This is a genomic window from Rhodococcus sp. SBT000017 (assembly GCF_003688915.1).
Taxonomy (GTDB): domain Bacteria; phylum Actinomycetota; class Actinomycetes; order Mycobacteriales; family Mycobacteriaceae; genus Rhodococcoides.
On record NZ_REFU01000001.1, the window covers coordinates 458421 to 476800 of the forward strand.

At 66.0% G+C, this 18380-nt stretch carries 17 protein-coding genes; 8 read left to right on the forward strand and 9 right to left on the reverse strand.

Annotated features, from left to right (window positions below):
- The first annotated feature begins 103 nt into the window (after window positions 1–103).
- Window positions 104–475: an Rv2175c family DNA-binding protein gene (locus tag AYK61_RS27180; RefSeq protein WP_183130129.1), complete on the forward strand. Its 372-nt coding sequence runs from the start codon at window positions 104–106 to the stop codon at window positions 473–475.
- Here the strand turns inward: AYK61_RS27180 and AYK61_RS01985 are convergent.
- The 4 genes from AYK61_RS01985 to AYK61_RS02000 all read right to left on the reverse strand — a co-directional run bounded on the left by AYK61_RS01985 (window position 472) and on the right by AYK61_RS02000 (window position 5903).
- Window positions 472–1437 carry a phytoene/squalene synthase family protein gene (locus AYK61_RS01985; RefSeq protein WP_121872348.1) on the reverse strand — a complete coding sequence of 322 codons (966 nt, stop codon included), beginning with the start codon at window positions 1435–1437 and terminating at the stop codon, window positions 472–474. The genes AYK61_RS27180 and AYK61_RS01985 overlap by 4 nt on opposite strands.
- Before the next feature lie 11 nt (window positions 1438–1448).
- Window positions 1449–3092, reverse strand: coding sequence for an alpha-(1->6)-mannopyranosyltransferase A (locus AYK61_RS01990; protein ID WP_183130130.1), 1644 nt, complete (start codon window positions 3090–3092; stop codon window positions 1449–1451).
- Window positions 3093–3249: 157 nt separating this feature from the next.
- Window positions 3250–4833 carry a phytoene desaturase family protein gene (gene crtI, locus AYK61_RS01995; RefSeq protein ID WP_259467896.1) on the reverse strand — a complete coding sequence of 528 codons (1584 nt, stop codon included), beginning with the start codon at window positions 4831–4833 and terminating at the stop codon, window positions 3250–3252.
- An 11-nt stretch (window positions 4834–4844) separates the two neighbouring features.
- Complete coding sequence (locus AYK61_RS02000) at window positions 4845–5903, reverse strand: polyprenyl synthetase family protein (protein ID WP_259468155.1); 1059 nt, start codon at window positions 5901–5903, stop codon at window positions 4845–4847.
- A 249-nt stretch (window positions 5904–6152) separates the two neighbouring features.
- Between AYK61_RS02000 and metF the strand changes: the two genes are divergently transcribed.
- Window positions 6153–7079: a methylenetetrahydrofolate reductase [NAD(P)H] gene (gene metF / locus AYK61_RS02005; RefSeq protein WP_220709099.1), complete on the forward strand. Its 927-nt coding sequence runs from the start codon at window positions 6153–6155 to the stop codon at window positions 7077–7079.
- A 6-nt stretch (window positions 7080–7085) separates the two neighbouring features.
- Here the strand turns inward: metF and AYK61_RS02010 are convergent, their stop codons facing one another.
- Genes AYK61_RS02010 through AYK61_RS02030 form a run of 5 tightly spaced genes read right to left on the reverse strand, consistent with a single transcriptional unit; the run spans window position 7086 to window position 12065 of the window.
- The gene (locus AYK61_RS02010) at window positions 7086–8231 is read right to left on the reverse strand and encodes a glycosyltransferase family 2 protein (protein WP_121872351.1); all 1146 of its coding nucleotides are present in this window, start codon (window positions 8229–8231) and stop codon (window positions 7086–7088) included.
- Between the two features lie 20 nt (window positions 8232–8251).
- Entirely contained in the window at window positions 8252–9007 is a 756-nt protein-coding gene (locus AYK61_RS02015) for an LppM family (lipo)protein (protein ID WP_183130131.1), read from the reverse strand.
- Window positions 9008–9017: 10 nt separating this feature from the next.
- A complete protein-coding gene (locus AYK61_RS02020) occupies window positions 9018–9839 on the reverse strand; it encodes a carotenoid biosynthesis protein (protein WP_121869610.1) in 822 nt (273 codons plus the stop codon).
- Window positions 9836–11443: an NAD(P)/FAD-dependent oxidoreductase gene (locus AYK61_RS02025; RefSeq protein ID WP_121869611.1), complete on the reverse strand. Its 1608-nt coding sequence runs from the start codon at window positions 11441–11443 to the stop codon at window positions 9836–9838. Before AYK61_RS02025 ends, AYK61_RS02020 begins: the two co-directional genes overlap by 4 nt.
- A gap of 4 nt (window positions 11444–11447) precedes the next feature.
- Window positions 11448–12065 carry an N-acetyltransferase gene (locus tag AYK61_RS02030; RefSeq protein WP_121872353.1) on the reverse strand — a complete coding sequence of 206 codons (618 nt, stop codon included), beginning with the start codon at window positions 12063–12065 and terminating at the stop codon, window positions 11448–11450.
- Window positions 12066–12261: 196 nt separating this feature from the next.
- Between AYK61_RS02030 and AYK61_RS02035 the strand changes: the two genes are divergently transcribed.
- The 6 genes from AYK61_RS02035 to AYK61_RS02060 all read left to right on the forward strand — a co-directional run bounded on the left by AYK61_RS02035 (window position 12262) and on the right by AYK61_RS02060 (window position 18260).
- A complete protein-coding gene (locus AYK61_RS02035; RefSeq protein WP_121869612.1) occupies window positions 12262–12717 on the forward strand; it encodes an SAV_6107 family HEPN domain-containing protein in 456 nt (151 codons plus the stop codon).
- Between the two features lie 227 nt (window positions 12718–12944).
- A complete protein-coding gene (locus AYK61_RS02040; RefSeq protein WP_121872354.1) occupies window positions 12945–13382 on the forward strand; it encodes a DUF3040 domain-containing protein in 438 nt (145 codons plus the stop codon).
- A gap of 518 nt (window positions 13383–13900) precedes the next feature.
- Window positions 13901–14332, forward strand: a complete 432-nt coding sequence (mraZ, locus tag AYK61_RS02045; protein ID WP_027497352.1) for a division/cell wall cluster transcriptional repressor MraZ — start codon at window positions 13901–13903, stop codon at window positions 14330–14332.
- A 219-nt stretch (window positions 14333–14551) separates the two neighbouring features.
- Window positions 14552–15583 (forward strand): 16S rRNA (cytosine(1402)-N(4))-methyltransferase RsmH, encoded by a 1032-nt coding sequence (rsmH, locus tag AYK61_RS02050; RefSeq protein ID WP_121869613.1) that lies wholly within the window; start codon window positions 14552–14554, stop codon window positions 15581–15583.
- Window positions 15580–16407: a hypothetical protein gene (locus tag AYK61_RS02055; RefSeq protein WP_259467897.1), complete on the forward strand. Its 828-nt coding sequence runs from the start codon at window positions 15580–15582 to the stop codon at window positions 16405–16407. The genes rsmH and AYK61_RS02055 overlap by 4 nt, the downstream gene beginning before the upstream one ends.
- Window positions 16404–18260, forward strand: a complete 1857-nt coding sequence (locus AYK61_RS02060) for a penicillin-binding protein 2 (RefSeq protein WP_121869614.1) — start codon at window positions 16404–16406, stop codon at window positions 18258–18260. The genes AYK61_RS02055 and AYK61_RS02060 overlap by 4 nt, the downstream gene beginning before the upstream one ends.
- The last annotated feature ends 120 nt before the right edge of the window (window positions 18261–18380 follow it).

The window sequence follows — 18380 nt, forward strand, 5'->3', positions numbered from 1 at the left end:
AGTGGAGCCTGCGGAACGACCCGGCGGCAGGAGTGGAGCCTGCGGAACGACCCGGCTGTCACGCTTTTGAAGTCTGAGCGTCGGACCCGTTAACGTTACCTGCGTGAGTGCCATTCCCTATGCCGACGACGTGCTCGATCCGTCGGAGTCTGTGCTGCAGTTCGCCGATGTCGCGAAGATCCTCGACATCCCCAAGACCCGCGTCGAACAGCTCGTTCGAGATCGCCAGTTGCTCGCCCTGAAGCGTTCGCGCGTGCCCGTCGTGCCGGAGCAGTTCCTGGATACGAGCAAGGGCACCATCGTCAAGGGGCTGCCCGGCCTGCTGGCCGTGCTGCACGACGGAGGGTACGAGGACGAGGAGATCCTGCGGTGGCTGTTCACCGAGGACGAGAGCCTGCCCGGTGCACCCGTCGCCGCTCTGCACGGCGACCTGATGCGCGAAGTGATCAGGCGCGCACAGGCGATGGCCTTCTAGCGAACCGTCGCGCGCTTCCAGCCGGTGACGGCGAACTGCGGAAGCGCGACGCGCGCTCGGGTCCACTGCGGCACCGTCGCCCGCTGGGAGAGCACCCGGTAACCCTGTGACTCGACCTCTGCGAGTATGCGGCCGTACAGGATCGACGCCGTGCGCATCGACGGTCGCACTCGCGGATCCAGCATCTCGATGCCTGCATCGGACGTGCGGTAGATCGAGCGGGTGACGGCGATCAGGTGTGCGAGGGCGCGGGTGACCCGGGCGTCGACGTTCCCCGTGGTGCGGCACCACCGGAGTAGTTCTTCGTCGACGCCGAACGCCGCGAGTTCGTCGGTGGGCAGATAGATGCGGTCGCGGTCGAGGTCCTCACCCATGTCGCGGATGAAGTTGGTGAGCTGGAACGCCTCGCCCAGGGCTGCGGCGGGGGGCTCGGCCTCGGACCGCTCGACGACCGTTCCCAGGATCGGCAACATCTGCAGTCCGATCACCGCAGCGGAGCCGTACATGTACTCGCGCAACTGCTCCATCGTGCGGTAGCGCGAGACGAACATCGGGCTCCCCGGAATGTCCATGCGCATCGAGTACATGAACGCGAAGAAATAGTCGTGCGGAATGTCGTAGCGCGCCACGGTGTCGCACAATGCGCTCAATACCTGATCGGACACGCTGTCGGACAATGGTTTTCCCGCCAAGGCGTCGCGCACCCGGGATTCGATCACGTCGAGTTCGACGATGCGACGGGCGTTGAGCTCGTCCGATCCCACGGCGATGTCGGTGCCCTCGAGGTCGACGATGTCGTCGACCATCCTGGCGAACCCGTACAGCGCGTGCACGCCGGCGCGCTTGTCGGTGGGGAGCAGGCGAGTGGCGAGGAAGTACGTCTTGCCGTGCTGAGCGTTGAGTTCACGACAGATGCGGTAAGCCTCGTGCAGCTCCGGATCGATACCGTCCAGTTCTCTCATCACGTGGGCCTTCATGACGTGGATTCGTCTCCGGTCGGTTCCGTTGCTGGGGTCTTGGGTGCGTTCGGCACGGCACGGTGTTCCCTGGATCGGTCCGATCGTAAACGCAGCGGATCGACGCGCGTCAGAGCCAGAGCTGCGACGACCGCGGCGAAGATCGCCAGTGCGACGTGTCCGAACGTGTACAGGCCGATCGATCCGTCGGGTTGGAAGACGAGCATGAGCCACGTCGACAGCCCCGTCAAAATCATCAGGGTCGTGCGCGAGAGTGCGAAGCCTGCGGCGATCGCCAGTGGCCACGAGTAGTACCAGGGCAGGGCTGCGGGGGAGAGGACGACGGTGGCGACCAGGGCGATCAGGATGCCCTTGACCGCATCGCGTTCGGATCTGCGGCCCAACCACCAGGCCGCCGCAAGAACGACCACCAGTGCGATCGCGCACAGCAGACGGGTGACATCCAGAACGGGTCCGAGGCGAAGATCGAGGAACCACGAGGTGCTGACGGTCACCAGGTGCGCCAGGATCGTGGGCAGCGAGAGCCAATTGATGATCTTGGCCGATCCGGAAAGCGCCGTCAGCCAACCGATTCCGACTCCGGCGATCACCGATGCCACGACGAACACGGCGACGAAGACGGCGGCACCGATACCTGCGGTCTTGATGAATGCGAGGCCGGGCGACATCGGCGTCCGACCCTCCGCCCGCGCCTTCTCGCGCAGATGGAGCATCCAGATCCACACCAGGAAAGGCAGCGCCAGGCCTGCTGTGGCCTTGATCGCCACCGCGATCGCAACCAGTGCAATGCCGCCCACGTGTCGATGTTCGAGCGTCAGCACGATCCCCGCGGTCATCAGGCCCACCATGAGCAACTCGTTGTGCACTCCGCCGATCAGGTGGATCAGAACCAGAGGGTTGAGTACGGCGAGCCACACCGCGGTGGTCGCTCGGCCGCCGAGGTGCTTCGCCAGCCGCGGAACCGCCCACATCATCAGGGCCAGACCGGGCAACATCGTCAGGCGCAGCAGCATGGTTCCGGCGATGACGTTGTCACCGGTGAGGCTGGTGATTCCGCGAGCGAGCAGTAGGAACAACGGACCGTACGGCGCAGTGGTCGTGGTCCACACATTGCTGACGTTGTCGAGTAGAACTCCCGGATTGGCAACGGGGCCAACGGCATACGGGTCGAATCCGTCGCGGAGCAGAGCGCCCTGCGCCAGGTAGGAGTACGCGTCGCGGCTGAACATCGGCACCGACAGCAGCAGTGGTGCGGTCCATGCCGGGACGATCCAGCGCAGTTCGCCAACCGTGGTGCGGCCGTGCAGGGTCGCGCGTCCGAGCCGAACCCAGGCGGTGATCATCAGCAGTACGCCGACCCAGACGATGATGGTCGAGAGTACGAATCCGTGGCCGAATCGCAGCCACGACAAGTGCATCTCCTCGAGCAACGGATCGCGTCGGCGCACGCTGCCCGCACCGAATCCGCCGAACACGATGCAGACGGCACCGACCACACCGAGCAGTGCGGCCTTGCCCTCGGGACTGCGCAGGAAATTGCCCGTTGCGGTCAGTCTCGACGGTCGTCGCGAAGCCGAGGACGGGGGGTCGCCGTCCGACGATCGATCCTCGGAGGTGGAGTGCGACGAGATCGAAGACATTGCCGCCTGCTCCTCCTCTGCAACGAGTTGTGGGTCGAGATCTGTACGCCGGCCGCTGGTTCACGCCGATCACCGAACGATCATGGTCGCAGCAATGAGCGCGACCGGCAAACGATCGCGCTCAGCTTAGTTGGTCGACGCAGTGAATCGAACGAACCTACCGTCCCGTGCGCCCCGTCACCCGCTCTGCGGCGAGCTTTCCCGACACCAGAACCGTGGGAACGCCCACTCCGGGCGTCGTGCCCGAGCCGGCAAGAACCACGTTGTCGAGCCCGGCGACCATGTTCTTGCGTCGGAACGGCCCGGTCTGCCGAAACACGTGGGCGGACGAGAACGGAGAACCCTCGATCATGCCCTTGCGTGCCCAGGTCTCGGGTGTGTCGATGTGGTCGAGAGTGAATCCGTCGAGCAGGCCCTTGTATCCGCGAGCCTCCAGAGTCGTCAGGATTTCACGGAGGTACGGCTGCGCCAGCTCGTTCCACGGCAGTGGAGCGCTGTCGAGATTGGGGCACGGTGCGAGGATGGACACCGGCTCGCTGCGGACTCCGCCGCGCACCACTTCGAGATCGGGATCGCTCACCGACGGTCGGGTGATCAGCAGGGACGGATCGGCCATCAAGGACCCCTTGCCCGATCGTGCGGTGATGCGGCGGAAGGTCTCGGCCCATTCGTCGCCGAAGTCGATGGTGTGGTGCGCGCGAGCGGGCCACGTCTCCGTCAGCTCTACGGGAACGGTTCCGTGCGCGACGACCGCCGACGGCGAGACGACGCCGTAACCGTTGCGTCGGCCCTTCTTCGATACCGACGCCCGGTCGAGGAGTCGATCGACGACGGGCAGGTCTGCGGTGAGAACGAGTGCGTCGCAGGCGATTCGGCTGCCGGCTGCAGTGATCACGGAGTCGGTACGACCTCGATCGACGGTGATGTCGACGATCTCGGTGCCGAGTTCGAGCGTGCCGCCTGCGGTGACGAACGCGTCGGCCATCGCCCTGGCGATGGCCGCCATGCCGCCTTCGGGGAAGAACACCCCGAGGGAGGTGTCCATGTGCGCGATGGCTCCGTAGACCGCGAGGGCCTTCTGGGGTGCCATGCCTGCGTAGAGCGCCTGGAACGTGAACACGCGGCGTAGGCGGGTGTCCTTCAGGAACTTGTCGACGCGTGGCCCGAGGCGGCCGAAGCCGCCCAGTTTCGTCAGCGTCGCGGTGTCGGAGATCGCGGCTTTCGATCCCACGAGATCGAGCGGTGAATCGAAGTTCGAGTCGATGAAGCGGTCGAACTCGGCGTCGAATATGTCGGCGAGCCAACGCCGCAGTTCGCGATATCCCTGCGCCTCGGCTGGACCGCAGGTGCGCTCGACCTCGGCCGCCATCGCCTCGGGATCGGAGTAGACGTCGATGGACGTGCCGTCGGCGTAGCGCGTGTGATAGGACGGCGACAGCGTGGTCAGCCGAATCGGCGGCGTGGTCGACTCGAAGTCGGCACCCACGGCGGCGAGCGCCTCGAGCACCAGGTTCGGCATCGTCAGCACGCTTGCGCCGTTGTCGATGTCGTACAGGTGCGATCCGTCGGCGTCCGATACCGGGTACACCCCGACGCGGCCGCCCACGGTCGCGTCGCGCTCGACGATGGTGACTTTCCTGCCTGCTCCCAGCAGATGCAGACCGGCGGCCAGGCCGGCCAATCCGGCTCCCACGACGACGACGCAGTCGGTGGTGCCGGAGACCGTGCGGATCGAAGACATGACGCTCTCTTTCAGTACTGCCGTTGGATGGCGGCGGTTGCCATGGCGCGCAGGTGCGCGGCAGCGACCGGTTCGATCGAACTGTTGTCGAGGGCTGCGACGGCCCGGGTCCCGAGCTCGTCGATCTGCTTCTCGACCGCGTCCACCGCGCCGAGTTCGACGAGGATGGAACGAATGTCGGCCACTTCGTTCGCGTCGAGTTCGGTTCCGAGACTGGCCCTGATCGTGGCTGCGCGATCCGGCCGGGTCTCGTCTGCTTTCTGCAGTGCCAGCGCGATCAGCACGGTGCGTTTGCCCTCGGTGATGTCGTCGCCCGACGGTTTGCCGGTCACCTCGGGATCGCCGAACACTCCGAGGAGGTCGTCGCGCAGTTGGAACGCGATTCCGATGTCTGCACCGAAGTTGCGGTAGGCCGAGATCAGGTTCTCGTCGGCATCGGCGAGGACTGCGCCCAGATGCAGCGGCCGCTCGACGGTGTAGGCAGCGGTCTTGTAGCGGTTCACGCGCATTGCAGCGGCGACACTTTCGTCGGTACCGGCCTCGGCTTCGATGTCGAGCAACTGGCCACCGAGAACCTCCGTGCGCATAGCCGACCACACCGGCTGGACTCGCCGCGCGGCATCGGCGTCGATGCCCGACTCACGCAGTAGATCGTCGGCCCAACACAGAGCGAGATCGCCGACGAGGATCGCTGCCGATTCACCGAAATGGTCCGCGCAGCCGGACCAGCCCGCCTCGCGGTGCCGCTGAGCGAAGCCGACGTGCACGGTCGGGAAACCGCGTCGTGTGCTGGACGAGTCGATGATGTCGTCGTGAATCAGGGCGCAGGCCTGGATCAGTTCGAGCGCCGAGCACGCCCGCAGCACTGCCTCCGCGCGGGCACCGGTGGATTCCCCGCCTGCGCCGAGCCACGCGGTCCAGGCGAACGCGGGACGCATGCGCTTGCCGCCGCGAAGCACGAACGCCTCGAGGTCGGCCACCGCGGCGGGATAGCCGCCGCCGACGGTGTCGACGACCTCTCTGCGTGAGGCGAAGAACTCGGCGAGCGTCGCGTCGACCGCCGTGCGCATCGCCTTCGGGTCGTTCGCGGCGGCGGGGGTGTCGACTACGGGCGAAGAAAAGTCTCCGGACAGGACGATCCTCCAAGGTTGCTGTGGATTGCGTGGACTGACGATTCCCACAGTAATAGCCGTGGAAACCCTGGACCGACGTCCAGCGAACATCTTTCGTCAGGGAGGCCCGACGGGCTTCGGTGGGGCGCAACCTATGATCTTCGGGTGAGCGAAGAATCCGTCAGGGGGCGGTCGAGTCGAGGATTCGTGACGAGAACGCCGTCCATCGTCGACCGGCTACGGACAGAACCCGAGGCCAGGATCCCGTTCTCGGTGGAGTTCTCGCCTCCACGAGACGCGGCCGCCGAGGCCAGGCTGTGGCGGGCGGTTCGTGAGTTCGAACAACTTCAACCCGCATTCGTGTCGATGACCTACGGCGCGGGCGGCTCCACCCGCGATCGGACGGTGCGCGTCACCGGGCAGATCGCCGAGGAGACCACCCTTCTTCCTGTGGCGCATCTCACTGCCGTCTCGCACAGTGTGGACGAACTCCGATCCATGGTCGGGTCGTACGCGGACCGCGGCATCACCAACATTCTCGTGCTGCGCGGAGATCCCCCCGGAGATCCGCTCGGTGACTGGGAGAAGCATCCGGACGGCGTCGAGTACGCGGAGGAGCTCGTCCGGCTGGTGCGCGATCTCGGCGACTTTCACGTCGGCGTGGCGTCGTTCCCCGAAGGACACCACCGCGCCGCCGACCTCGAGCAGGACACCCGATGCCTGGTCGGCAAGTTGCGGGCGGGGGCGGAGTACTCGATCACCCAGATGTTCTTCGATGTGGACGACTACCTGCGCCTACGGGATCGCGTGTGTGCGTTCGACGCCGAGCAGGGTGCCAAGCCGATCATTCCCGAGATCATGCCCATCACCTCGCTTCGGTCGGTTCGCCGGATGCTCGAGCTCTCGGGTACGACGCTCCCGTCGCACCTGGACGAGAAGTTCACGCGCGCAGCGGGATCCGGTCCCGAAGAGGACCGTGCCGCCGTTCGAGAGGTGGGCATCGAACTCGCGACGAACATCGGTGAGCGCTTGATCTCCGAGGGTGCGCCCGGATTGCACTTCATCACCTTGAACTTCGCGCGCGCGACGCGTGAGGTGCTCAGCAACCTGGGGCTTGCGGCCGCGCGAGTGTGAGACGGGTCAGGTGTGCGGCGCGGGCATCGGGCGCGCCTTCCACGACAGTGAGCCACGACGCCTGCGCACGTGGGATTCCGCGACGAGTCCGACGAACGCGAGAATCGACGCCGGGTGCAGCGCCGCGTCGACGGCGTCGCCCGCCCCGAACCGCGATCCCACCTCGCGCCGCCGCACGGCCAGCCGCGACCCTGCCCCCGCGAGGTAGCCGGCCCAGCCGAGGCGACGCGCAGAACCCGAGCCGGTGAGCGCCGCGACCGGTGGCAACACGTATACGGCGGTCAGTGCCAGGGCCGCCGCAGTCGAACCGGCCGGTCCACCGAACTCGTTCCACAGCCACCTGCTGTACCCGGACCGCAACTCTGCGGCCGATCGGTACATCCGGCAGCGGACGAGCCCCGCACCCGACGCCACCGCCGTCGAAAACCCCCGCCGACGCAGAGCGCGTGCCAGATCCAGGTCCTCGGTTGCGCTCGCCGCAACGCAGCCGTGGCCTCCGACGGCGCGATAGGCGGCGGCGTCGAACGCCATGAATTGCCCGCAGGCGACCGCCATCGACGGTGCGAGCGTCGCGTTGCCCAGAGGTACGGGAAGCGTGGACATCCACGACCACGCGAGCAGGGGCTGGACGAGTCGCTCGACGGTGCTCTCGGCCAGTTGCTCCGGCCACGGGCACAGCAGCGAGGCGCCGCGCCGTCGCAGCATCCGGGCCGCCGCCGCCACGGCCTCCGGTTCCAGTCGCACATCGGCATCGACGAACATGATCAGCGACGTCATCGCGTCGTCCTCGTCGGCCAGTCTCGCGAGCTCGGCGCACGCTGCGGCCTTGCCGGTCCAGCCGGCCGGGGGAGCGGCACCGGAGGTCACGACGCGAATCCTCGGATCACCGTTCGCAGCCGCGCGGGCAGCGGACGCCGTTCCGTCGGTCGAGTCGTCGTCGAGGACGATGACTCGCAGATCTGTGCACGATCGTTGCCGCGCGAGATCGCCGATCAGAGCAGGAAGCGTCGCGACCTCGTTGCGGGCGGGAATGCAGACGACGACGCGCTCGGTGACGTCCTGCTCCGGGGATCGCAGGCTCGGCATGAACCGAGAGTTGAACACCGATACCGCGGCCGACGCCGTCGCGAGGACGGTTGCGGTCTCCGTCATTCGCGCGAGCAGGCGGTCTCTCACACAGACGTTCTGTCGCTGGAGCTTCCGGACTCGGTTCCGCGTGACCCGCGGCTCCGCAGCGGTGGGTTGCGCGACACCCAGGCCATGGCCCCGACGATGGCGGCGACGCCGACCGTCACGCCGCCCACGATGCCGGCCCAGCCGGCGAAGCTTCGGGTGTTGGGATCGGGATAGTTGACCTCGGCGCGCATCGAGGTGACCTCGCCTGCCGGCAACTTCCACGAGATCGAGTTGTCGCTCTCGCGAGTGCCGTTGGTGGTGCCGATGCGGGCCGGGAACGCGATGGTGAACTGTACGTCCGAGCCTTGAACCGGAACGGAGGACAGATCGGCGTTGCCTGCCAGAGTGACGGTGTCACCCGAGCGCTGCAGCGTCAGCTGGAACGATCCGGCCGCGTTCTGGAAGATCGAGCCGAGGGTCTGCACGTCGCCGAACGAGAGATCGTCGAAGATCGCCTGCGACCCGACGTATCCGTCCTGGTTGTACGGCTCGACGCGAACCTTGTCCTCGATCGAGGAGGGAACCACCAGTTCCGGGCCGGTGTCGGAGTCCGAAGTCGGCACATTGGCTGCCACGATCTGACCTGCGACACGGTCGTTCGCCGACACGCCCATCGTGACCTGCACGCGCAGGCAACCGGCCAGCAACGGCGCGACCAGCAGCGCCAGTGCGACCACCGAGAGAACACGGCGGCGGTGGGTTCGATGAGATGTTCGCGATGTCGACTGCACAGCGACATCGTGCCAGGGCATCGAGGTGCTGTCAGTCGGCAGGGGTTGTCAGCGAGGCGCGTCGGGCATTCCACCACAGGCGGGCATTCCACAACAGGGGTATGCCGACGACGCCCATGACGACGAACCCGTACACCGCCGAGTAGCGAAGCTCAGGACCGTCGAGGAATACCGCGTGCGCGAGCGCCGACCCGAGCCACGTCCACAGGAACAACCCGATGGGCACCGCGTCGTCGGATGGCCGTGGGCGACCGACGGCGCGGTCGAGCGATTCCATCACCGCAGCCATCAGCGTGGCCACCACCAGCCAGCCGAGGTAGTTGGTCAACGGAATCGACGGCACTCCTGGTAGCCCGACGGAACCGGCGGTCCAGGTCCACTGTCCGTCGGTGACCATCTGTGGATCGAGGTAGAGGTCCCAGCCGACCATCCCCACTGCCACCGCCGCGATTCGGAGTGCGGTGGCGCGCGCCTGCGTCGTGTCGAGACGTCCGACGACGAAGGTCACTGCGCACCAGATCGGGTAGAACCCCGCCGTCCACGCCAGGGGAACCACGACGGGCACCTCGAACAGGCTCGGGCCCAAGCGATTCTGCGCGTAGAAGTACTCGCCGAACGGGATGCCGGTGGCCGTGCCGACGAGTTCGGATGCGAACCCGGTTCCGGCGGTCACGACGACCAGAATGGTGGCCCACACGACGCCGCGGTTCAGCGCCGCGTGCAGGATCGACGCGAGCGCGAGCAGCGCCACCACCGCCACCGTCACTGCGTCCCTCGTCGACCCCGACACCAGTGGGTAGACGATCTGGCAGCCGACAGCAGCGGCCGCGACGACGATCGGAACGACCTTCATTCCCGTTTCCTTCCGAAGAACGTGCGACGACGGGCTGCGCGGGCGTCGGCGATCGCAATTCGCGCCGCCGACCGACCACTGGCCGCAGTGACTCCTCCGCCGGGGTGGGTCGATGCGCCGGTGAGATAGAGCCGGTCGGCACCGGGGACCCGATGCCCGGCCAGTTGAGGATGCGGCCGCCACATCATCATCTGGTCCAACGACATGTCCAAGTGCATGATGTTGCCTCCGATCAGACCGAGCTCACGCTCGATGTCCGGCGGCGATTGAACGAACCGATCCAACACCGATGCCGCGAAACCGGGTGCGTACCGGTCCAGTTCGGCGACGATCCGATCCGCCTCGAACTCGGCCAACGAGCGCTCGCCCGGTACGTTCGATCGCCACTGTCTGCCGTCGGCGAGGGTGTGGGGATGCCACTGCGACCACAGTGAGATCTGGTGCTGTCCCGGCGGCGCGATGGTGGGATCGAGTGCGCTGAAGGACATCCCCAGCACAGCCGGGGTGGGCGGCAGGTCGCCGGCCAGCGCGTGCCCGTGCGCCAACCGCAACTGGCTGCGGTCGCGTACCAGCAGCGCCAGACCATGGGTGCCGTCCTCGATCCGGTCGGCGCTCGGGTACATCGGTAGGGCGTCGGTGGCCAGTCTGACCGCGGTACCTATTCCTGGCCCGACGCGTATCGTGCTGCGCCACCGCGCGATCTGCGCCGAGTCGTGTCCGCCGGCTTCGAGAAGGTCGAGTGTGGTCACGATGTGGCAACCGGCCACGACGATGCGGCTGTCGATCTCCCGTCCCGACGCGGTCCTGGTGGTCCAGCCGTGCGAGCGGCGTACGAGCGAGGTCACGGCGTCGCCGAGCGTCAGTTCGGCACCGTCGCGCTGCAGCCGAGCGATCATCGCCTCGGTCAGTGCGCCGCTGCCGCCGACGGCGCGGCCCGGCGGAAGGGTGTGCATGAGGGCAGCGAAGCCGACCATCGGTGCGGTACCCGGCTCGGACATCGGAGGACCCGACTGTGCGCCGAACCAGGCGAGCGCGGCCTTGAGTCGTTCGCTCGAGAACATCTCGTCCAGCAGGGAATCCCCGGTGGCGAGGAATTCGCGCGAAAGCATGCTGCCGCCGTCGGGCGCGCCGAGGCCCCAGAAGGATCGGAGCAGTTTCGGGCCGGTGGGTGGCCCACCGAACGCACGCATGGTGCGTTCGCTGCGGGGACCCCATACGGAGACGAAGGTGCGGTAGGCGCGCGCGTCGGCTGCGCCGCAGGCGGCCGCGATGGAGTCGCAGGTTCGGTCGAGGTTGCGGTGGAAGACGATGCCGGGTTCGTCGGTGTCGACGGCTCCGGGCGCGAACGCCCAGGGATCGCAGTCGATGTAGCGAAGTCCGAACTCGGCGAGTCCGAGCTGCTCGATGATGCCGGTGTGCCGAATCATGATGTGCGCCGACGAACCACGGTCGACCCGGTGGCCGGGAAAGCGTTCCACCGTCGAGACCGCGCCACCCGCGACGGAGTCGCGCTCGAGAACCTCCACCGACATACCGGCATCGGTCAGGTAACAGGCAGAGGTCAGGGCATTGTGGCCGGAGCCCACCACCACAGCATCGATCACATCTTCAGGCTACTGGCCCGTCGAGGGGCAACCGGCGGCCCAGGACGGCGAAGGGGCGTCGGTCGCCGGCGAAGGTGAAGTCGCGCAGCACGTCTGCGAAGCCGAGCCGCCGGTACAGCCGCCAGGCTCGGTTGTCCTCTTCCGCCACCTCGGGTGTGGACAACATCACTTTGTCCGCGGAGACGCCGCCCAGCAGTCGACTGCACAGTCGTCCGCCGAGGCCGTGCCCCTGAGCGCTCGGGAGGACGTGCAACTCGGTGAGTTCGAAGTAGTCGCCGAGGGTGGCTTCGACGCTGTGCGGAGAATGCCCCGTGCGCCGCAATCCCTCGCGAACCTGTTGATGCCACCACTGGTGCGCGGCACCGTGATAGCCGTATGCGACGGCCACCAGCGAATCGGGCTGTGTCGGGTCGGTGTTCGGCAGCAGCGCACCGACTGCCCGCCAGCCCGGCCGGTGCAGGTGTTCGCTCCACATCGGGGCTCTGCTCTGTTCGGTTCCGCGCGGATAGCCCATGGCCTCGACGTAGATGGACAGTGCCTCGAACAGCCGCTGGCGGAATTCCGGGGGCGTCAGATCGACCAGGTACGGCGTTGTCTGCGCATCGGTGACGACTGTTCTCAACCTTTCTTCGGCAACTTGTCGGTGGGCACGGCTATATTGAATGTGTCGAACGGGTGTTCGACAATCGGGGCCGAGTGCACCGGTGGCTTCGGCTCGGATCGTCGAGTCGGATTCTCCGGAGTTCGACTGTAAGGCTTCGCCACGGTTCCGGCCGCGCCAGGTGCGCGCCGGAGATTCGAACTGGAGGTGTTCGAGTATGACGATCACGAAGGCATTCGATGCCGGAGTGCGGTCGCCGGTGTCGCGTCAGGCTCAGGTTCTGCTGGGCCGGGCCGATGCTCTGCTGTCCGAGTCCATCGGGGAGAGCGATGCCGGAGATCGATTTCTCGGCAGCTATGCCGCCGCACTGAAAGGCGCGGCAGCTGTGTTGGCGTCGTTGCCGAATTCGATCGGAGCGCGTCCTCGTTCACGCAGTGCGTGGGTGTTGATGGCAAAGGCGGCACCGGATCTCGCGGTCTGGGCCGATTATTTCGCGTCCTTCTCGGCCGCCCGGGCTGCGGTCGAGGCCGGTGCGTCGAGCACGATCGACGATCTCGATTCCGACGATTTCCATCGCCACGTCGGTCGTTTTCTGAACTCGGTCGAGGATCGACTCGGCGGGCAGGCTCGATTCGCGTCCGTCGATCCGATGACGGCACCCTTGTCGGCGTAGCTCACCGAGCTGGACTCCAGGTGACAATCGCCACGTCATGCGGTGTTCGCTGGAAGTTTTCGGGACGTGCGTCTCGAAAACTTCGGTGTTTCTCAGGAACACATCGACCGAGTAGGTGGTAAGCGGCCGATTCAGCTCGTATCATCGACAGTAGGTAGCCGCCAAGGTCAGCTTCCCGTCGTTTCGCAACCGAAATGACCTTCAATATCTGTGCAGGGGGAGGTACCGTGCCACTCTCCGAGCACGAGCAGCGCATGCTCGATCAAATCGAGAGCGCTCTCTACGCCGAGGATCCCAAATTCGCGTCTCATGTGAGGGGCGGTCGCGTACGCGCGGCGTCGAGCAGGAGGCGCTTTCAGGCTGCCGCGCTGTTCGTAGTGGGACTCGTGTTGCTCGTCGCCGGTGTTGCATTGTCGACGAACAGTCTGGCTTTTCTCGTCGTCAGTCTCATCGGCTTTTTGTTCATGTTCGGTGCCGGGGCACTGTTCCTGTTCGGCGGATCCGACAAGGGAGCCGCAGCGTCGCAGGACGAAGGCAGCACAGCCAACGATGCTGCCGAAACGTCCGGGCGTAGTACCGGGCAGAAATCGAAGGGTGGTCGCAAGGGCGGCAGCTTCACCTCTCGCATGGAAGATCGGTTCCGTAAGAGGTTCGAGCAGGACTGAGTCGACCGGGTTTCACCGAACCGACCCATACCGGCTCGTCTCCACAACTTCACGCGTCAACGTAGAACAGCATCTCACCTTCGGGTGAGGTGCTGTTTGTCGTTTCTGCCCTGAAGCAGACGCCGCTCGATCGCCTGGAGCCCTCCGCTCCGCGTCGAGGGCCGGCTCGACTGTCCCCGCAAACGGGAGTTCTGGGATCCCGCCCCCGCGTCCCCACTTCGACCCACTTCCCCCACTTCTCCCCACCGAAGCCCCACTGAAGGGCTGGGATCGACCGTCACCCGCCACTTCCAGTGCTGAGCTGCTGCTCAGGCCGCTTCGGTGCTGGACTTGTGGGCCGTCGCCTCCGAACCGAAGCTGCGGCATCGCCCGCGGCATCGCCGTCGGAAGTATCGATCTTGTGCTCTTGACCAGCATAAATATCGGATTCTTCAAAGTTTTCCTGCCATGGATGGTTCGAAGTGGGGGAGAGTGGGGTAAAGTGGTCCGCAGCGGAGAGTCGAGGCTGGAGGTGGCGAGTGTTTCTCGGTACCTACACGCCGAAGCTCGACGACAAGGGTCGACTCACGTTGCCGGCCAAGTTTCGGGACGCGCTTGCAGGAGGGGTCATGGTGAGCAAGGGGCAGGATTTCAGCCTCGCTGTCTACACCGCGGCCGACTTCGCGGAGCGCTCTCGGAAGTTGACGGCGGCTTCTCGTGCCAACCCCAAAGCCCGTGCCTACGTTCGCCAGTTCTTTTCGGGAACCGACGAACAGCGGCCGGACGGACAGGGTCGTATCACCATCAGTCCCGAGCATCGCCGCTATGCGGGGCTCGAACGAAACTGCGTGGTGATCGGTTCGATGGATTTCATCGAGATCTGGAACGACGAAGCGTGGGCGCGCTACTCCGCTGAGAACGAGCAGGATTTCTCCGACGCTTTCGACGAGTCCCTCGGAGGGATCTTGTAGCCCGACCAGGTCGCCTGCGAGTGCAGCGAGGCCTCTGCCCGATCAGAACCCTGACGTTCTTCCCCAACGCCAGGTTTCGCAGATCAGGACCCTGACGTTCTTCCCCAACGCCAGGTTCCCTATCGGACAGGGACCTCGATGCATTCGCACCGGCTTCGGTGGGCGACCCGCACGGCCCGGACCCGGGCGAGAAGTACGTACGCGCGACCGGGAGGAACCATGACGGAGGGCACCGGACCGGACGAGAGCGACTCGTCCGCCGACCGAACCCACCGTCGGTCCGCAGGCCCGGTCCACGTTCCGGTTCGTCTCGAACGAGCCGACGAATTGCTCGGACCCGCACTCGAATCCACCGGCGCTATCCGAGTCATGATCGACGCAACACTCGGACTCGGCGGTCACGCCGAACACTTCCTACGGACCTATCCGCACCTGCATCTCATCGGACTCGACCGGGATCCCGACGCGCTCGAGCTGGCCGGAGCCCGGTTGGCTCCGTTCGCTGATCGAATCACGTTGGTGCACACGACCTACGATGGCATCGCCGAAGCGCTCGACGAGGCCGACCTGCCTGCGGTCGACTCCGTTCACGCCATCCTGTTCGATCTCGGAGTCTCGTCCATGCAGTTGGACGAATCCGATCGCGGATTCGCGTACTCCATCGACGCCCCGCTGGACATGCGAATGAATCCGACCGTGGGAATCACCGCAGCAGACGTCCTCAACACGTACTCCCACGGCGACATCGCACGGGTCCTGAGCACCTACGGCGAGGAACGGTTCGCCGGCAAGATCGCCTCCGCTGTACTGCGTCGCCGCGAGCACACGCCCTTCACCACGAGCGGCCCGTTGGTCGAATTGCTCTATGCCGCAATTCCGGCCGCAACGCGGCGTACCGGCGGACACCCCGCCAAGCGCACCTTCCAAGCCCTGCGTATCGAGGTCAACGGTGAGCTGGAGTCGTTGAAGGCGGCGGTTCCTGCCGGGCTCGACGCGTTGGCTGTCGGAGGTCGGGTGGTCTTCATGTCGTATCAGTCGCTCGAAGACCGAGTTGTCAAGCAGGAGTTGGCACCTCGAATCAAGTCGCGCAGTCCCGAGGGACTGCCGGTCGAGCTACCCGGAATGGGTCCGGAGTTCCGGCTCCTGACCAGAGGTGCCGAGCGTGCCTCGGATGCAGAAATCGACGTCAACCCACGCTCGGCTCCGGTGAGATTGCGCGCCGCCGAACGGATTGCAAGGAGAGCGGAATGACGGTTCCAGACACAACCGTTGGAACACAACGCAATCGGGTTCCGGCCCCGCGGCGCAGGGGCGTTCCGCAGGCTCCACTCTCGCGCCCAGAGCGTACGGGTAAGGGCGGTGGACGATCCGGTGCAGCACTGCGCGCATACGAGCGCAGGCAGCAGCGCGCGTCGATCCACACCTCGGATTCTGCGCATGGTTCCGGAGCCGGTGCGCGGCCCTCGCTGAACGGAAGTGCTATTGCTGCGCGAATTCCGTTCGTCGCCTTGATCATCGGCCTGCTCGCCATCGGTCTCGGTCTGACGTTGCTCCTGACCACTCGGTCCGCCGGAGACTCCTACGATCTCAGCGCCGCCAAGGCCGTCAACGCCGAACTGGCTCACCAGCGGGCGTCGTTGCAGCGTGATGTGGAGTTGGCGGAGTCGGCTCCGGAGTTGGCGCGCAAGGCCGCCGAGCTCGGAATGGTCCCGGCGAAGAACCCCGCGCGTCTGATCGTCGCGCCGGACGGCGGCGTCCAGGTCGTCGGTACCCCGGCTCCGGCCGACGGTGCACCGGTGGCACCGCTCGATCCGGTGTCACCGGCGGCCGCAGGCGAGGGCACCATCGCGAATCCGAGCACGCAGTCACCGCAGCAGCAGACGCCGAGAAGCGCATCGCAGCCGAATCGACCGTCGGGCACGATCGACACCCGCGCCGCCACGCCGAATTCGAGCAATGGAGCTGGAAACACCGCGCTTGCTGAACAATTGGTTCCCATGAGCATCCCCTCGCTCGAAACACCTGCGGTCGAAGCCCCCGAGCCCACCGGCGAAGCATCGGGTGACGGGCAGTGACCAGGCCTTCGCCTGCTCCACGCCGTCGGCCACCGAGCCGAAAGCGTCTCGACTCCTCCACCTTTCGGTTTCGTCACGGCACCGGCCGCGTCCTGATGTATCTGGCGCTGGCCGTCGCGGCGGCACAGTTGCTGTGGATTCAGGGATTCGATGCACCGAGGTTGTCGGCCGAGTCGGCGTCGCAACGCACCACCACTCTCGTCGATCCGGCGATGCGTGGATCCATCCTGGACCGCAACGGCAATCCGATCGCGTTCACGATGGAAGCCAAAGCGTTGACGTTCCAACCGGTTCGGGTTCGCAAGGAACTCGACGAGGCCCGGGCGAAGGACCCGACCGAGCCGGAGACCGAGCAGTACCTCGAGGACATCGCCGCCCGCATCCACAGCGACCTCGGCGACGTGATCAGCGAGAAGGATCTGCTCGCGAAGCTGAAGAGCAACGACGAATTCACCTACCTCGCCCGCGGAGTGGACGCCACCGTGGCGTCGAAGATCAGCAAGGATTTCAAGCAGGTCGGACTCGAGCGTCAGGACATCCGTGAGTACCCGGGCGGATCACTGGCCGGCAACATCGTCGGTGCCACCGGATGGGACGGACACGGTCTGCTCGGTCTGGAGGATTCGCTCGACGCCACCCTGGCCGGAACCGACGGTTCGCAGACCTACGACCGCGGATCCGACGGTGCCGTCATCCCCGGAAGCTGGCGGGACAAGCAGCCGGCGGTCAACGGTTCGAGCGTAGAACTGACCATCGATGCAGATCTGCAGTACTACGTGCAGCAGCAGGTGCAGTTGGCGAAAGACCTTTCGGGAGCGAAGAACGCCTCGGCGTACGTGCAGGATTCGCACACCGGCGAGGTGCTCGCCATGTCGAACGACAACACCTTCAACCCCGGCATCGGAGTCGGCAACAACGAGCGCACCAAGGAAATGGGCAATCTGCCCGTCACCACGCCGTTCGAGCCCGGTTCGGTGAACAAGATCATCACCGCGGCCGCAGCCATCGAGTACGGACTCACGACTCCTGACGAGGTACTTCAGGTGCCGGGCAGCATCTTCATGTCCGGCGTGTCGGTCAAGGATGCGTGGGACCACGGCGTCGCGCCGTACACGACGACCGGCGTGTTCGGTAAGTCGTCCAACGTCGGCACGCTGATGCTCGCGCAGCGCGTCGGTGAGGACCGCTACGCGGACATGCTCACCAAGTTCGGTCTCGGCCAACGCAGCGACGTCGGTCTGCCCGGCGAGAGCGCGGGAAATGTACCGAGCCGCGATCAGTGGTCGGGCGGTACGTTCGCCAACCTCCCCATCGGTCAGGGACTGTCCATGACGCTGCTGCAGATGACCGGGATGTATCAGGCCATCGCCAACGATGGGGTTCGCATCCCGCCGCGGATCGTCGAAGCGACGGTGGACGCCAACGGTCAGCGAACCGAGACCCAGCAGCCCGACGGGGTGTACGTGGTCAGTCCCGATACCGCGAAGACGGTCCGCAACATGTTCCGATCCGTCACCCAGGACGACAATGGAAACCAGCGCGGTACCGGGGTTGCCGCGGGGGTCGAGGGTTACCAGATCAGTGGCAAGACAGGTACGGCTCAGCAGGTCGACCCCGAGTGCAAGTGCTACTCGAACTCGAACTACTGGATCACCTTCGCCGGCATCGCGCCCGCCGACGATCCCCGCTACGTGATCGGGATCATGCTCGACGCCCCGACGCGCAGCGCGGACGGTTCGGGCGGACAGTCGGCAGCACCGCTGTTCCACAACATCGCCAGCTGGATGCTGCAGCGGGACAGCGTGCCCATGTCCGCCGACCCCGGACCCAAGCTGGTTCTGCAGGCGGACTGAGATCCGAACCCGCCGGTCCTTACGAGTCGGGGCGGCGACATCACGATCCCGGACGCCGGTAATCTGACACATCGGCTCGGGCGTGTTCGTTCGGCCGCCGCCGCGGCGTGATCGAGCCGC

What these genes read in the sequence shown, in the direction of transcription:
- AYK61_RS01985 (WP_121872348.1), bottom strand. Translation starts at nt 1,437, where the DNA reads ATGAGAGAACTGGACGGTATCGATCCGGAGCTGCACGAGGCTTACCGC.
- AYK61_RS01990 (WP_183130130.1), bottom strand. Translation starts at nt 3,092, where the DNA reads ATGTCTTCGATCTCGTCGCACTCCACCTCCGAGGATCGATCGTCGGAC.
- crtI (WP_259467896.1), bottom strand. Translation starts at nt 4,833, where the DNA reads ATGTCTTCGATCCGCACGGTCTCCGGCACCACCGACTGCGTCGTCGTC.
- AYK61_RS02000 (WP_259468155.1), bottom strand. Translation starts at nt 5,903, where the DNA reads ATGCGCACGGCGGTCGACGCGACGCTCGCCGAGTTCTTCGCCTCACGC.
- AYK61_RS02010 (WP_121872351.1), bottom strand. Translation starts at nt 8,231, where the DNA reads ATGACGGAGACCGCAACCGTCCTCGCGACGGCGTCGGCCGCGGTATCG.
- AYK61_RS02015 (WP_183130131.1), bottom strand. Translation starts at nt 9,007, where the DNA reads ATGCCCTGGCACGATGTCGCTGTGCAGTCGACATCGCGAACATCTCAT.
- AYK61_RS02020 (WP_121869610.1), bottom strand. Translation starts at nt 9,839, where the DNA reads ATGAAGGTCGTTCCGATCGTCGTCGCGGCCGCTGCTGTCGGCTGCCAG.
- AYK61_RS02035 (WP_121869612.1), top strand. Translation starts at nt 12,262, where the DNA reads ATGACGATCACGAAGGCATTCGATGCCGGAGTGCGGTCGCCGGTGTCG.
- rsmH (WP_121869613.1), top strand. Translation starts at nt 14,552, where the DNA reads ATGACGGAGGGCACCGGACCGGACGAGAGCGACTCGTCCGCCGACCGA.
- AYK61_RS02055 (WP_259467897.1), top strand. Translation starts at nt 15,580, where the DNA reads ATGACGGTTCCAGACACAACCGTTGGAACACAACGCAATCGGGTTCCG.